General features: G+C 70.0%; 14 protein-coding genes. All 14 read left to right on the top strand.

Features of this window, described 5'->3' with window-relative positions; all coding sequences use genetic code 11:
* Positions 1-304: 304 nt before the first annotated feature.
* The 14 genes from EJ913_RS11605 (at position 305) to EJ913_RS11540 (ending at position 15571) form a co-directional block, all read left to right on the top strand.
* Positions 305-1477 (top strand): CaiB/BaiF CoA transferase family protein, encoded by a 1173-nt coding sequence (locus EJ913_RS11605; RefSeq protein WP_244939324.1) that lies wholly within the window; start codon positions 305-307, stop codon positions 1475-1477.
* 35 nt (positions 1478-1512) lie between these two features.
* The gene (locus tag EJ913_RS11600) at positions 1513-1977 is read left to right on the top strand and encodes an FAS1-like dehydratase domain-containing protein (protein ID WP_185909757.1); all 465 of its coding nucleotides are present in this window, start codon (positions 1513-1515) and stop codon (positions 1975-1977) included.
* Between the two features lie 11 nt (positions 1978-1988).
* Entirely contained in the window at positions 1989-2396 is a 408-nt protein-coding gene (locus EJ913_RS11595; protein ID WP_185909756.1) for a MaoC family dehydratase, read from the top strand.
* Positions 2393-4552 carry an acetate--CoA ligase family protein gene (locus tag EJ913_RS11590; RefSeq protein ID WP_126997900.1) on the top strand — a complete coding sequence of 720 codons (2160 nt, stop codon included), beginning with the start codon at positions 2393-2395 and terminating at the stop codon, positions 4550-4552. The genes EJ913_RS11595 and EJ913_RS11590 overlap by 4 nt, the downstream gene beginning before the upstream one ends.
* A gap of 126 nt (positions 4553-4678) precedes the next feature.
* Complete coding sequence (locus EJ913_RS11585) at positions 4679-6280, top strand: ABC transporter substrate-binding protein (RefSeq protein WP_185909755.1); 1602 nt, start codon at positions 4679-4681, stop codon at positions 6278-6280.
* A gap of 167 nt (positions 6281-6447) precedes the next feature.
* Complete coding sequence (locus tag EJ913_RS11580; RefSeq protein ID WP_126997896.1) at positions 6448-7365, top strand: ABC transporter permease; 918 nt, start codon at positions 6448-6450, stop codon at positions 7363-7365.
* Positions 7362-8267, top strand: a complete 906-nt coding sequence (locus tag EJ913_RS11575) for an ABC transporter permease (protein WP_126997894.1) — start codon at positions 7362-7364, stop codon at positions 8265-8267. The genes EJ913_RS11580 and EJ913_RS11575 overlap by 4 nt, the downstream gene beginning before the upstream one ends.
* Before the next feature lie 2 nt (positions 8268-8269).
* Positions 8270-9250, top strand: coding sequence for an ABC transporter ATP-binding protein (locus tag EJ913_RS11570; protein ID WP_126997892.1), 981 nt, complete (start codon positions 8270-8272; stop codon positions 9248-9250).
* On the top strand, positions 9247-10275 hold the full coding sequence (locus EJ913_RS11565) for an ABC transporter ATP-binding protein (protein WP_211098930.1): 1029 nt from the start codon (positions 9247-9249) through the stop codon (positions 10273-10275). The genes EJ913_RS11570 and EJ913_RS11565 overlap by 4 nt, the downstream gene beginning before the upstream one ends.
* 177 nt (positions 10276-10452) lie before the next feature.
* Complete coding sequence (locus EJ913_RS11560; RefSeq protein WP_126997890.1) at positions 10453-11256, top strand: acetoacetate decarboxylase family protein; 804 nt, start codon at positions 10453-10455, stop codon at positions 11254-11256.
* A 15-nt stretch (positions 11257-11271) separates the two neighbouring features.
* Positions 11272-12681, top strand: a complete 1410-nt coding sequence (locus EJ913_RS11555) for an FAD-binding oxidoreductase (RefSeq protein ID WP_126997888.1) — start codon at positions 11272-11274, stop codon at positions 12679-12681.
* A 103-nt stretch (positions 12682-12784) separates the two neighbouring features.
* Entirely contained in the window at positions 12785-13759 is a 975-nt protein-coding gene (locus EJ913_RS11550) for an NAD(P)H-dependent flavin oxidoreductase (protein WP_126997886.1), read from the top strand.
* A 10-nt stretch (positions 13760-13769) separates the two neighbouring features.
* Entirely contained in the window at positions 13770-14981 is a 1212-nt protein-coding gene (locus EJ913_RS11545) for an alpha-hydroxy acid oxidase (RefSeq protein ID WP_126997884.1), read from the top strand.
* Between the two features lie 44 nt (positions 14982-15025).
* Positions 15026-15571 (top strand): lytic transglycosylase domain-containing protein, encoded by a 546-nt coding sequence (locus EJ913_RS11540; protein WP_244939323.1) that lies wholly within the window; start codon positions 15026-15028, stop codon positions 15569-15571.
* Positions 15572-15585 lie beyond the last annotated feature (14 nt).

Genomic DNA, 15585 nt, shown 5'->3' with positions numbered 1-15585 from the left:
AAACTTTCAAGGTCAATCGGGAAACCACGCCATGAGAGAGGAAAAACCAATAGCCATATCGTTGCGTTATCTTGTAGCGGAGCCGCGTTCTGTTTTTTTGAAAAAATCTCACTGAACACATCCATTCCTTATCGAAAAAACAGGCCGGTGAACGCAGGAATTTGAAGAAATGTTCGTGAGGCAAATCATTTGCGCTTGAAAATGCGAGCGCTCGCTCCCTGACTGACGGAACGCAAGGCCGGAACCGGCAAACCTTCCCCTCCAAGAAACCCCAAAAGGCCTCGGGATGAAGCAGGAAACACCTTTGCCACTGGAAGGCATCGTCGTCGTCGCGTTCGAACACGCCGTGGCCGCCCCCATCGCCACCCGGCATCTGGCCGATCTGGGCGCGGAGGTCATCAAGATCGAACGCAAGGAGGGCGATTTCGCCCGCGACTACGATTCCTGGGTCCTCGACCAGTCCACCTATTTCGTCTGGCTCAACCGTGGGAAGCGCAGCCTGACGCTGGACGTGAAGAACCCGGCCTCCCGCGACATCCTGGAGCGGCTGCTCGCCCGCGCCGACATCCTGATCCAGAATCTGGCGCCCGGCGCCGCGACGCGGCTGGGCCTCGGCTACGACGACCTGTCGGAACGCTTCCCCCGGCTGATCGTCTGCGACATCTCCGGCTACGGCGACGAGGGGCCCTACGCCGGGAAGAAGGCCTACGACCTGCTGATCCAGGCGGAATCCGGGCTGGTCAGCATCACCGGCACGCCCGAGACGCAGGCGCGCTGCGGGCTGTCGATCGGCGATGTCTCGACCGGCATGTACGCCTATTCCGGCTGCCTCGCGGCGCTGGTGCGGCGGGGGGTCACCGGCAAGGGTGGCCGCGTCCAGGTCGCCATGCTCGACGCGCTGACCGAATGGATGTCGAACTCGCTCTACCGCGTCGGCTACGGCGGGGGCCAGCCGCCGCGCATGCTGATGGGGCACCCGGTGGTCGTGCCCTACGGCGCCTACGCCGTCGGCGACGGCACCCAGGTGATCCTGGCGGTGCAGAACGAGCGCGAGTGGAAGACCTTCTGCGAGAAGGTCCTCGACCGGCCCGATCTGGTCAAGGACCCGCGCTACGCCAGCAACAACGACCGCGTCGCCCACCGTGACGCGATCAAGCGCCTGATCGAGGAGCATTTCGCCGGCATGACCGCGCTGGACGCCGTGGCGTTGCTCGACCGCGCGGACATTGCCAACGCCCGCATCAACGACATCGAGGCGGTGTGGAACCACCCGCAGATCGCCGCGCGCGACCGTTGGCGCGAGGTCGGGACCGAGAACGGCCCGATCCGCGCGCTGCTGCCCCCGGTGCAGCTCGACGGCCCCGAGGCGGCGATGGGCGACGTGCCGCGCATCGGCCAGCACACCGGCGACGTTCTGGGCCAGCTCGGCTTCTCGGCGGCGCAGATCGAGGGCTTCCGCGCGGCCGGCGCCGTCTGAACCGGCCACAAGACATTCTGGGAATGGGAAACACCATGTCGGTCACAACCGGACACACCTATTACGACGACCTCGTCGAAGGCCACGCCTTCCCGCCCTACCAATGGACGGTCACCGACGCGGACGTGGCGGAGTTGGAGGCGTGCGTGGTCGTCGGGCCGCTGCGGACGCCGGACGGCACCGCCGTCCCCACCGCCGTCCCCACCGCCGAAACCGCCACCGAAACCGCCGGGCGCAAGCCGCTGTCGCCCTTCATGCTCAACACCTTCAAGGCGATGCGGGTCGCCATCTCGATGCCGGACGGGCTGCTGCACGCGCGGGAGACGCTGGAGTTGCACGCGCCGGCCTATCCCGGCGACCGCCTGTCGCTGACGCTGCGGGTGAAGTCCAAACACATCAAGAACGACAAGAAGTTCGTCCTGATGGAGCACGAGATCACGCGCGTGGACGACCAGCGCCCGATCATGACCGTCGACCGCCTGATCGTGTGGGTGAAGTGATGAGCGAAGCCATGACGACGACCGCCCTCCCCGCCCCCACCGTGCTGGTGGCGGACATCCCGCCGATTTCCCAGGACCAGATCAACCGGTTCGGCGCCCTGCTCGGCACCCACGGGAAGATCCACACCGACCCGGAGTTCGCCAGGAACACCCCGCTGAAGGGCGTGATCGTCCAGGGCATGCTGGTGCTGGCCCCGATCCACGAGGTGATGAGCCGCATCTTCGGGCCTGAGCGCTGGCTGGCCAACGGTCGTATCGAGACCAAGATCATCGCCTACACCCGCCCCGGCGAGGCCGGGCGCATCACCGTCGAGATCGAGCGGTCGGACGCGGCGGAGGCGTCGGGGTCCTTCACCATCGCGAAGGCGAACGGCGACAGCGTGCTGGTCGGCACCTTCCGCCTCGGGGGCGCCGCATGACGCAGGCGCCCTCCCCCGGCGTCGCGGAGACACGCGCCGCCAACCTCGTCCGCCTCTACGAGGCGTCCTCGGTCGCCGTGCTGGGCGCGTCGGACAACCGGTCCAAGGTCGGCTCCCGCCCGATCGCGCTGCTGAACAAATACGGCTTCGCCGGCCGGGTCTACCCGATCAACGCCAAGCGCGACGACATCGCGGGCCTGCGCTGCTACCCGGATCTGGCGTCGCTGCCCGAGGTGCCAGACGTGGTGGTCTTCTGCGTCCCGGCCCGCGACGTGCCGGCCGCGGTCGCCGACTGCGCGGCGCGCGGCGTGGCGGCGGCGGTCATCTACACCAGCGGCTTCGGCGAGATGGGCGAGGCCGGCCGCGCGGTGGAGGAGGAGCTGCGACGGATCGGCCATGAGACCGGGATGATCCTTTGCGGCCCGAACTGCCAGGGCACCGCCAATTTCCACAACGGTCTGGTCCTGAACTTCACCAGCGCCCTGATGGGCGAGCGCGTGCCCGCCGGCAGCATCGGCCTCGTCACCCAGAGCGGGCTGGTCGGCGGGCTGATCGTCACCGAATGCCTCAACCGGGGCCTCGGCATCGGCTATCTCAGCAGCACCGGCAACGAGGCCGGGATGACGCTGTCCGACGCCATCGGCCACATGGCCCGCGACCCCCGCATCCGCGTCGTCGCCGGCTACGTCGAGCAGGTCCGCGACATGGCGGCCTTCCGGCTGTCGGTGGAGGAGGCGCGGCGCAACGGCAAGCCGGTCATCCTGCTGAAGGTCGGCCGCAGCCCGGACGCCGCGCGCGCCGCCGCCTCGCACACCGGGTCGCTGGCCGGAGCCGCCGAGCTGTACGACGCCGCCTTCGCGGCGATGGGCGTCGTCGTCGTCGAAAGCCTGGAGGAGTTGATCGACCTCACCATGGTCTTCGCCACGGTCCGCCATCGGCCGCGCGGGTCCGGCGTCGGCGTGCTGACCAATTCGGGCGGGCTCGGCGTCTTCAGCGCCGACGAGGTGTTCCGCCAGAACCTGACGATGGCAAGTTTCAGCGACGAAACGGTGGCGCGCATCTCGGCCCGGCTGCTGGATTTCGGCGCCGCCGGCAACCCGGTGGACATCAGCACCCAGGCCTACACCGACGTCGACGCGGTGGCCGCGCACATCGAGCACATCTGCGCCGACCCGGCGGTCGACATCGTCTCGGTCACCTTCGGCCTCCAGTTCCTCAACGCCGAGCCGCTGGCCGAGCATCTGATCCGCATCGCCGGCCAAACCGACAAGCCGCTGCTGGTGTCCTGGATCTCGTCCGACGCCAAGGCGGCGCAGCGGATGCAGGAGGCCGGCGTCGGCACCTTCAGCGACCCGGCGCGGGCCTTGCGGGCGGCGCGGCGTCTCGCCGACTTCGCGGCGCTGTCCGGGGCGCCCGTGTCCGTGACGGACGGCGAGGCGTTGCGGCCGGGGCCGACCCTGGTCCGGGCGCTGGCGGAAAACCATGGCGAAATCGGCGAAGCGACGATGCTCGCGGCGCTGGCCGAGATCGGGCTTCCGGTTCCGGCGATGCGCCGCGCCGCCGGCCCGGCCGACGCGGCGGCGGCCTTCGCCGCGATGGGCTGCGCGGCGGTCGTCCTCAAGATCGACTCCCCCGACATCGCCCACAAGAGCGAGGTCGGCGGCGTCCGTCTCGACATCCGCTCGGCCGGCGACGCCGAGGCCGCCACCGTCGCCATGCTGGACGCCGTTAGGGCCTTGAAGCCGGAGGCCCGGATCGACGGGGTGATCCTGGCGGAGATGGTGCAGGGCGGGACCGAGGCCTTCATCGGCGTCAAGCGCGACCCGGTGCTGGGGCCGTTCGTCGCGGTCGGGCTGGGCGGCATCTTCGTGGAGATCCTCAAGGATGTCGTCCTGCGCCCGGCCCCGGTGTCGGTCGCGGAGGCCGAAGCGATGATCGGCCAACTCAAGGCGCTGCCCATCCTGAAGGGCGCGCGCGGCCGGCCGCCGCTGGACGTGCGGGCGCTGGCCGAGGCGGTGGCGACGGTGTCGCGGCTGGCCGCCGCCTGCCCGGCGCTGGCCGAGCTGGACCTCAACCCGGTGCTGGTGCGGGCGGAAGGGCAAGGGGTGGTGGTGCTGGATGCGCTGGCGAGCGTCGCGCCGGCGCCCCCTCCCTAACCCTCCCCCGCTGCGCGGGAGAGGGAACTCCGCCACCCTTCGACAAGCGTCCTACCCCCTCTCCCGCGCAGCGGGGGAGGGATGGGGAGGGGGCAAGAACTGAACGAAACGAGGGAGGAAACAACAATGACCGAACCCCACACCCCGAAACCGTTCCGCCGCCCATTCCGCCGCCCATTCCGCCGCCGCACGCTCGGCCTGATGGTCGCCGCGTCCTGCGCGCTGTCGGTGCTGCCGAACCTCGCGCTGGCGCAGGGCAGGAAGCCGCCGCTGACCATGGCCATCGGCATCGAGCCGCTGACGCTGGACGCCGGGCGCGTCTCCGGCGGGGCCGACTACATGTTCTTCGGCAACGTCTTCGAAGGCATCTACAGCCACGACATCGACGGCAAGCTGGTTCCCGGTCTGGCGGAAAAGGCGACGGTCAGCGCCGACGGCCTCACCTACGACGTGACGCTGCGCGCCAACGCCAAGTTCCACAACGGCGACCCGGTGACGGCCGAGGACATCCGCTTCAGCTGGGAGCGCGGCGTCGATCCCAAGATCCGCAACCCGCGCGCCAACGTCATCCTGAACAACATCACCGACGTCGAGATCGTCGACCCGCTGCACGTCAAGATCAAGTTGAAGAAGCCCGACGCCTCCTTCCTCGACAACTCCGACCAGTATTGGTACATCGTGCCGAAGACCTACATCGCCCAGGTCGGCGACGAGGAGTTCGCGCGCAAGCCGGTCGGCACCGGGCCGTTCAAGTTCGTCGAGTTCAAGGTCCGCTCGCATCTCAAGCTCGAAGGCTTCGAGCAGCATTGGGGCCGCGTCCCGGCGGTCTCCGAGGTCACGATGAAGATCGTGCCGGAGGAGCAGACCCGCCTCGCCCAGCTCCAGACCGGCGAGGTGGACATCGCCGCCGGCATCACCCCGGTGATCGCGCCGACGCTCAAACGCCTCGCCTCGGTCAAGATCGCCTCGGTCCCGACCTTCGAGAACATCGCGATCGGCATCAACGCCGCCTATTCCTCCAACCCGGATCTGAAGAAGCCGGAGGTCCGTCAGGCACTCAACCTCGCGGTCGACCGCGAGGCGCTGCTGAAGACGGTGATGCTGGGCTACGCCACCCTGTCCGGTCCCCCCTGCGCCCAGGGCGTCGAGGGCTGCACCAAGGGCAACGTCCCCGGCCCCTACGCCTACGATCCCAAGAAGGCGCGGGAGATGCTGAAGGCCGCGAACTTCGACTTCTCCAAGCCGCTGCGCTACGTGGCGCTGGCGCCCGGCCGGGCGCCGCAGAGCAAGGAGATCGGCGAGGCCGTCGCCGGCATGCTGTCCAAGGTCGGCATCAAGAGCGAGATGTCGGTGCTCGATTACGGCGCGTGGCTCGCCATGTACGGCGCCAAGGTCAAGGATCCCAACGTCGATCTCTTCTTCTCGACGCTGACCGACTACAACCCCGACCCTTCGGGCCGCATCACCCGGCTGTTCCGCACCGGCGGGGTCTTCTCCTGGTTCAACGACCCGGCGATCGACGAGAAGCTGGACCGCATCAACAACTTCGTGTCGGTCGACGAGCGCCGCGCCTTCCTGAACGGGCTGTGGACCGACCTCCACACCCAGGCGCCGCAGATCATCCTGTGGTCCACCACCACCATCTACGGCATGTCCAAGAAGATCGACTGGGAACCGTCGCACAACGTGTCCTGGCCGCTCCTGTGGAACGTGAAGAAGACGGTCTGACCGGTTTGGCCCTTCTCCCCTTGCGGGAGAAGGGTTGGGATGAGGGGTATTCCGCCTGAAGGGCGGAAAGAAAAAGGATTTGCGGCCGGCTGAGGCCGGCTCCCCTCACCCCAACCCCTCTCCCGCAAGGGGAGAGGGGCAGAGATAGTGCGGAGGAGGCCCAAGAAATGCTGCTGTTCATGTTGAAACGCCTGGGCCAGACCCTGCTCACGCTGCTGGTTCTGACCTTCATCATCTTCACGCTCGCCCGGATGACCGGCGATCCGACGCCGCTGGTCATGCCGTCGGAGGCGACCGACGAGGACCGCCAGTTCTTCCGGGAGCAATACGGCCTGGACCGGAATCTGGCGGCCCAGTACGTCATCTTCCTCAACAACGCCGCGCACGGCGATTTCGGGGTCTCCTTCCGCTTCCGGACGCCGGCCTTCGACATCGTCCGCGAAGCGGTGGGGCCGACGCTGTCGCTGGCCGGCAGCGCCATGCTGCTGGCGATCCTGATCGGCGTGCCGCTGGGCTGCGCGGCGGCGGTGCGGCGCGGCGGGCGGCTCGACCAGTTTACCAGCCTCTTCGCCAGTCTGGGTCAGGCGACGCCGACCTTCTGGGTCGGGCTGATGCTGATCGTCCTGCTGGCCATCGACTTTCCCATCTTCCCCTCCTCGGGCTACGGCACGCTCGCCCATTACGCGCTGCCGACGCTGACGCTGGGCTTCTACGCCTCCTCCTCCATCGCCCGGCTGACCCGCGCCAACATGGTGGAGACGCTGAAAAGCGACTTCGTCTACATGGAGCGGGTGCTGGGGCTGTCGGGCTGGTCGATCGTGCTGAAGCACGCGCTGCGCAACGCCTCGCTGCCCATCGTCACCTATCTCGGCCTGCAATTCGGGTTGCTGCTGGGCGGGGCGGTGGTGACGGAGCGGGTCTTCGCGTGGCCCGGCATCGGCCAGACCATCGTCGACGCGATCCTCTACCGCGACTACCCGGTGGCGCAGGCCGCCATCCTGACCACCGCCATCCTGTTCCTGACCGTCAACCTCGCCGTCGACCTGATCGTCATGGCGCTCGATCCGAGGATGCGCGACGCATGAGCAACCTCACCCTCTCCGGCCGCGAACGCTGGCATCGGATGTCCCGGCGCGTCCGCTTCCCCTGGCCGCAGGGCTTCCGGCCCGGCTTCGGCGGCTCCCTCGCCCTGCTGTTCTGCGCCGTCATGATCCTGGCCGCCGTCGCCGGCCCGGCGCTGGCCCCCTTCGACGCCAACGAGTCCGACTTCGCGGCGATCATGCTGCCGCCGGCTTGGCTGACCGACGGGCTGTGGGAGCATCCGCTGGGCACCGACCAGCTCGGCCGCGACGTATTGAGCCGCCTGATCGTCGGCACGCAGATCGCCATGATCGTCGCCATCGCCACGTCGGTCGTCGCCGGGGTGATCGGCGTCACGCTGGGGCTGATCGCCGGCTATCTCGGCGGCTGGGCCGACGCGGTGATCTCGCGCATCGTCGACGCCTTCCTGGCCCTGCCCTTCATCCTGATGGCGCTGGCCTTCATCTCGGCGCTCGGCACCGGGGTCGGCAACATCCTGCTGGTGCTGATCATGACCAACTGGGCGCCCTACGCCCGGCTGGTGCGCAGCGAGGTGGTGTCGATCAAGCGGCGCGACTTCGTGGTGCTGGCGCAGATGGCCGGCGTCTCGCGGACCAGGATCATCCTGCGCCACATCCTGCCCAACGCCGCCAACTCGATCCTGGTGCTGGCGGTGCTGGACGTCGGCCGCGCGGTCATCCTGGAATCCTCGCTGTCCTTCCTCGGCCTCGGCATCCAGCCGCCCGACGTGTCCTGGGGCCTGATGCTGGCCGACGGGCGGGCCTACATCTCCATCGCCTGGTGGCTGACCGTGCTGCCCGGCATCGCCATCGTCGCCACCGTGCTCAGCTTCAACGCCGTCGGCGAAAAGCTGCGCGTCTGGTTCGACCCGCGCGGGAATCTCTGATCATGAACCCCATCGTCGAAGTTCCCATCGTCGAAGTCCAGGATTTCGGGGTCGCCTTCGGCCTGAAGGACCGCCCGCTCCACGCCGTCCGCGGGGTGAACCTGACCGTCCGGCCGGGCGAGATCATCGGCATCGCCGGGGAATCGGGCAGCGGCAAGTCGACGCTCTGCACCGGGCTGATCCGGGCGCTGGCCCCGACCGCCAGGGTCAGCGGGCGGGTGTGCTTCGACGGCCGCTCGCTCTACGACCTGCCGATGCGCGAGGTGGCGGCGATGCACGGCCGCGACATCGCCATGGTGCTGCAGAACCCGATGACCTCGCTCGACCCGCTGTTCACCATCGGCAACCAGGTCCGCGAGGTGCTGAAGCGGCGCGGCGTGCCGGGAGCCCAAGTCCGCGAGCAGGCCATCGCCGCGCTGAAGCGGGTCCACATCACCGCGCCCGAGATGCGCGTCGGCCAGTTCCCGCATCAGCTCAGCGGCGGCATGCGCCAGCGCGTGCTGATCGCCATGGCGACCAGCGCCTCGCCCCGTCTGCTGGTCGCCGACGAGCCGACCAGCGCGCTCGACGCCACCATCCAGGACGAGATCCTGCTGCTGTTCCGCGAACTGCGCGACCGCACCAACGCCGCCGTGCTGATCGTCACCCACGAGCTGGAGGTGATCCGCCGGGTCTGCGACCGCGTGCTGGTGATGTACGCCGGCCGCATCGTCGAGCAGGGTCCGGTCTCCACCGTCTTCGCCGCCCCGCAGCATCCCTACACGCGGGCGCTTCTGGCCTCGACCCCGCGCATCGAGGGGACCGAGGTCGTCCTCACCCCCATTCCCGGTCAGGTGCCGGATCTGCGGACCCTCGGCCCCGGCTGCGCCTTCGCCGACCGCTGCCCGCACGTCGTCGATCCCTGCCGCCAGTTCAAGCCGGAGTTCCGGGACCTCGGCCCGGACCACCGCATCCTCTGCCGGCTGGAAGGAGGCGTGCAATGAGCGTCCAGACCATGACTGAAGGCGCCACCATCACGGCGACGGGCTTGCGCAAGGAGTTCACCCTCAGCCAGCGCTCGCTGTTCCGCAAGCCGCCGCGCGTGGTGGCGGTGGACGACGTGTCCTTCACCGTCGCCCCCGGCACCACGCTGGGGCTGGTCGGCGAGTCCGGCAGCGGCAAGACCACCGTCGCCCGCATGCTGCTGAAGCTGGAGACGCCCACCTCGGGCTCCCTGACGCTGAACGGCCACGACGTCCTCGGTTCCCAGACGCCGGAACAGGCGAGGACGTTCCGCCGGACCGTCCAGGCGGTGTTCCAGGACCCCTACAGCGCGCTCAGCCCGCGCCTGCGGGCCGACCGCATCGTCGGCGAGCCGCTGGAGGCCCAGGGCGTCGAGCACGCCGCCATCGACGCCCGCGTCGCCGAGCTGTTCGATCAGGTCGGGCTGGGCCGCGAGGTCCGCCACCGCTACCCGCACGAGTTCAGCGGCGGCCAGCGCCAGCGCATCGCCATCGCCCGCGCGCTTTCCACCAACCCGAAGATGCTGGTGCTGGACGAGCCGGTCTCGGCGCTGGACGTGTCGGTGCGCGCCCAGATCCTGGCGCTGCTGCGCTCGATGCAGGAAAGGCTGGGGCTGACCTACGTCTTCATCGGCCACGACCTCGCCATCGTCCGCTACCTCAGCAGCATGGTCGGGGTCATGTATTTCGGCCGCATGGTCGAGATCGGCGCCGCGTCGGACGTGCTGCGCCAGCCGCTGCACCCCTACAGCCGCCGGCTGGTCGCGGTCGCGTCCGGCGCCACGCGGCTCGGCGACCACCGCATCACCGGCGACCTGCCCAGCCCCTTGAAGCCGCCCAGCGGCTGCACCTTCCGCACCCGCTGCGTCTACGCCGACGAGCGCTGCCGCGCCGAAATTCCGCGCCTGCGCGTCGTCGGAAGCGGCCAGCAAGTCGCCTGCCACCACGTCGAGGCGATCCGCGACGGCGTCAAGCCCGAGACCGGCCCGCTGGGAGGAGACGCTTAAGCCCTTCTCCCCTTGCGGGAGAAGGGTTGGGATGAGGGGTATCGCCGCAGGCGAAGAGGAGATTTGCGCACCCCTCACCCCAACCCCTCTCCCGCAAGGGGAGAGGGGCTTTCCCCCCCGACCGACCTCCATCGATCACGGCGCCCCGGCTTCGAGCCGCGCGCCCAGGAGACCGCCATGCTCACAGGATTCAGCGTCCCGCTTTCGCCGACCGGCGGCAGCAGCCTCGCCCCGACGCCGCCCTGGCATTTCGTCGGCAACTTCCTCGTCGTCGAATACTGGGCCGACCCCGAGGCGGTGCGCGCCGTCCTGCCGCCGGGGCTGGAGCCGGGCGAGGACCCCGGCAAATGCGCCGTGTTCTTCTCCGACAACCAGTACGCCAGCGACGGCGGCCTGGAACTCGCCGACCCGGCGGTCGGCCAATACATGGAAGCCTTCATCGCCGTCAGCGCGACGTGGGAGGGCAAGCCGGCCGGCGCCTGCCCCTACATCTTCGTCGACAACGACAACTCGATGATGCGCGGCCAGATCCAGGGCATGCCCAAGCAGATCGGCACCATCCGCATGACCCGCAGCTTCGCCATCCCCAGCAAGGCGGCGCCCACCGCCGGGCAGGGCGGCCTGTTCGCCGGCACCCTCACCCACCGCGACCGCCGCCTGATCGAGGCGACGATCCGGCTGGAGGAGGAGACCGCCGAGCTGCCCAACCGCATGCTCCAGCGCATGATCAACATGCGCTACTTCCCGACGCTGACCCAGGGGCGGCAGAACCGGCCGGCGGTGCACGAGCTGGTGCGCCAGCGCGTGCGCGACACCGCCATGTCGCCGGTCTGGCGCGGGCCGGCGACGCTGGAGTTCGGCCGCTCGCCGTGGAGCGAGATCGGCGACCTCGCCCCGCTGCGGGTCGGCCACGGCTACCGCTACACCTTCGCGATGACCGTGGACGATCTGCTGACCGTCCGCGACCTGCGCCAGGACTGACCCCCGGAATCCATCATGCTCACAGTGCGAGACAGACTAATCGAGCGGCTGGGTCCGTCCGGCGTGCTGAGCGACCCGGCCGACCTGACGCCCTACGTCACCGGGCCGCGCCGCTTCACCGGCGCCTGCGGCCTCGTCGCCCGCCCCGCGACGGTGGAGGAGACGGCGGCGGTGGTCGCGCTGGCGGCGGAGCATGGCTGCCCGGTCGTCCCGCAGGGCGGCAACACCGGCCTGTGCGACGGCGCCATCCCGACCGACCCGCGCGCCATCCTGCTCAACCTCGGGCGGATGAACCGCATCCGCGCCGTCGACCCGCTGTCCTACACGATGACCGCCGAGGCCGGCGTCATCCTGGCCCACGCCCAGGCGGCGGCGGCGGACGCCGACCTGCTGTTCCCGCTCAGCCTGGGGGCCGAGGGGTCCTGCCAGATCGGCGGCAACCTCGCGACCAACGCCGGGGGCAAGTCGGTGCTGCGCTACGGCTCGGCCCGTGACCTCGTGCTGGGGCTGGAGGTGGTGCTGCCGGACGGGCGGATCTGGAACGGGCTGCGCTCCCTGCGCAAGGACAACACCGGCGGCGACCTGAAACAGCTGTTCCTCGGGTCGGAGGGCACGCTCGGAATCATCACGGCGGCGCTGCTGAAGCTCCAGCCCAGCGTCGCCGACACCGCCTGCGCCTTCGCGGCGGTGGCCGATCCGCTGGCGGCGCTGAAGCTGCTCGACCGGCTGCGCCGCCGGACGGGGGACGCCATCTCCTCCTTCGAGCTCATGAACGCCTACGCGCTGGAGGTCGCCGTCCGCCATCTGCCGGGGGCCGTGCACCCACTGTCCGAACCGGCGGCCTGGACGGTGCTGGTCGAACTGTCCTCCAGCCGGGCCGGCGGCGACCTGAACGCGCTGCTCACCGAGGCGCTGGCCGAGGCGCTGGAGGACGGGCTGGTGACCGACGCGACGCTGGCCCAGAACACGGCGCAGACGGCGGCCTTCTGGCGGCTGCGCGACGAGGGCGCGACGCTCTACTGGAAGGAGGGCGGGTTGCTGCTGCACGATCCCTCGGTCCCGCTGGCCCGCGTGCCCGACTTCATCGAGCGCGTCGAGCGTGAGGTGGGCCGCGCCGTGCCGGGCGCCCGCATCGCCTCCTTCGGGCACATCGGCGACGGCAACATCCACGTCTGCGTCAGCCAGCCCAAGGGCATGGACAAGAGGGCGTTCCTCGCCCTGCGCGGCTTGGTGCAGGATCTCGTCTACGGCGCCGCCGTCGATCTCGGCGGCAGCTTCAGCGCCGAGCACGGCATCGGCCGCCTCAAGATGGACGAACTGGTCCGCTACCGCCCGCCGGTCGAGATCGCCCTGATGACCACGCTCAAGCGGGCGCTCGACCCGGCGGGGCTGATGAATCCCGGCAAGGTTCTCGCCGCGCCCTGATCGGGCGCCGGCCGGCGCGACACCCAACGCTTCCACGACATCGAACAACCGCAACGGTTCGGACTCTCTCCGAACCGAACGCCCACCTGTGAAAGGGTCTCGGATGACACGTCCTCCGGTGTTCCAGCGCCCCCCCCTGTCGCGTCCCCTGTCCCTGCCGGTCATCGCCGCGCCGATGTTCCGCGTCTCCTACCCCGAGCTGGTGGTCGCGCAGTGCAAGGCCGGAATCATCGGCTCCTTCCCCGCCGCCAACGCCCGCCCCGAAGGCGTGCTCGACGAGTGGCTGGCCCGCATCAAGGAGGAGCTGGCCACCCACGACGCGGCGCATCCCGACAACCCGGCCGCTCCCTTCGCGGTCAACCTGGTCGTCCACAAGTCGAACGCACGGCTGGAGGAGGATCTGGCGCTCTGCGTCCGCCACGCGGTGCCGCTGATCATCACCTCGCTCGGCGCCCGGCCCGACGTCAACACGGCGGTCCACGGCTATGGCGGCACGGTCCTGCACGACGTCACCACCATCGAGCACGCCCACAAGGCGGTGGAGCGCGGCGCCGACGGGCTGATCGCGGTGGCGGCCGGGGCCGGCGGCCACGCCGGCCGCATCAACCCGTTCGCCCTGATGCAGGAGATCCGGGCGTGGTGGCGGGGGCCGCTGGTGCTGTCGGGCGCCATCGCCAACGGCCGCTCGATCCTGGCGGCGCAGGTGCTGGGCGCCGATCTCGTCTACATCGGCTCGCCCTTCATCGCGACGCGCGAGGCGGCGGTGGAGGACAGCTACAAGCAGGCGGTGGTCGCCACCACGGCCGGCGACATCGTCTACACCGACGCCTTCAGCGGCGTGAACGGCAACTACATCCGCGCCTCGATCGTCAACTCCGGGCTGGATCCCGACAATCTGGAGCATCTGCGGACCGGCGGAGTCAGCTTCCGCTCCAGCAGCAGCGGCACCGTGAAGGTCTGGCGCGACATCTGGGCCTGCGGCCAGGGGGTCGGGCTGGTCGAGGGGGTCGTCGGCGCCGCCGAACTGATCGGCCGCCTCAAGGACGAGTACCGGACCGCCCAGCGGTCCCTGTCATGAGGGCGCCGTCATGAAGAAGCGGACGCCGGCGGCGCTGAGGACCGCCGCCAGCATCGAGGATCTGCGGGCCGAAGCCCGCCGCCAAATCCCGCGCGCGCTGTTCGACTACGTCGACCGCGGCTCCTACGCCGAGCAGACCCTCCAGGCCAACCGGCGGGATCTCGACCGGCTGCTGCTGCGCCAGAGGGTGCTGGTGGACGTGTCGAAACGCAGCCTCGGCACCACGCTGCTGGGCGAGCCGGTGGCGCTGCCGATGGCGCTGGCCCCGGTCGGCCTCTGCGGCCTGCTCCACGGCGACGGCGAGATCCACGCCTGCCGGGCGGCGCAGGCGGCGGGGATCCCCTTCACGCTCAGCACCCTGTCCATCGCCTCGATCGAGGACGTGGCGGCGGCGGTGGAGAAGCCCTTCTGGTTCCAGCTCTACATGTGGCGCGACCGTGGCGTCACCCGCTCGTTGATCGAGCGCGCCATCGCCGCGAAATGCAGCGCGCTGGTGGTCACCGTCGATCTCCAGGCGCTCGCCCAGCGCCACGCCGACATCCGCAACGGCCTGACCGTGCCGCCGCGCGTCACCCTGCGCAACGCGCTGGAGATCGCGCTGCGCCCGCGCTGGGCGCTGGGCGTCCTGCGCGGCAAGCGCCGCACCTTCGGCAACCTCGCCGGCCATGTCCCCGACGCCGACGGCGTGAACGGGTTGACGCGCTGGAGCAACGGCCAGTTCGATCCCGGCCTGAGCTGGGCGGATCTCGACTGGATTCGCGGCGTCTGGCCGGGCAAACTGATCGTCAAGGGCATCCTCAACCCGGACGACGCGGCGCTGGCGGCGCAGGCCGGGGCGTCCGCCATCGTCGTCTCCAACCACGGCGGTCGGCAATTGGACGGCACCTGCTCGACCATCGCCGCCCTGCCGCCCATCCGCGACCGGGTCGGCGACACTGCGGAACTGATCGTCGACGGCGGGATCCGCTCCGGCCAGGACGTCCTGCGCGGGCTGGCGGCGGGCGCGCGGGCCTGCATGGTCGGCCGCGCCTTCGTCTACGGGCTTGCGGCGGCCGGACAGGCGGGAGTCGCGCGGGCGATCCGCATCCTCGGCCGGGAACTCGACGTGTCCATGGCGCTCTGCGGCGTGGCCCGAGCCGCCGACATCGACCGCCGCCATCTCATGAGCCCGACGCCCCCCGATGGCCGGCCCGGCGCGGTGCGCGCATTAAGACAATGTTAGGCGGGATCGTATCTCCTGCGACGCAAACGGGTTGGAGTGGAAGGGTGCGGGCGATCGACGCCGGACGGGGGGGACCGACACGGTCCGGGCTGCGGCGCGGGGCGCTGAAGGCCGGCGCGCTGCTGCTGGCCCTGGCGACGGCCGGAACCGCCCTGCCGGCGCTCGCCGGCCGCTCTCCCAAGGGCATCGACGCGGTTCCGCCGCTCTGCCTGGATTACGCGGCCGAGGAATGGGGCGTTCCGGCCGACGCGCTGCGGCTGATCCTGGCGGTGGAACAGGGAACCCCCGGCGCCTGCTCGGCCAACACCAACGGAACCGAGGATTGCGGGCCGGGCCAGATCAACACCATCTGGTTCTCCGTCATCGCCGCCGGCCGCGTGCCGCCCGCGTCGATCCGGCAGGCGCTGACCAACGACGCCTGCTACAACATCCGGGTGACCGCCTGGATACTGCGGCGGGAGATCGACGCCGTGGGTTGGGACCGTTTCTGGACGGCGGTCGGCAACTACCACAGCCGCACGCCGGAGCTTCACGCGAAGTATCTGCGGCGCATCGTCGAGGCGGCCAAGGCCCTGTCCATCCAGCCGTGACGCGGGCGCCCCAA

The sequence above is a fragment of the Azospirillum doebereinerae genome (assembly GCF_003989665.1).
In the GTDB taxonomy this organism is placed as follows: domain Bacteria; phylum Pseudomonadota; class Alphaproteobacteria; order Azospirillales; family Azospirillaceae; genus Azospirillum; species Azospirillum doebereinerae.
Note: the sequence above shows the minus strand (reverse complement) of the source record. Positions and strands in the feature narration are given on the sequence as shown.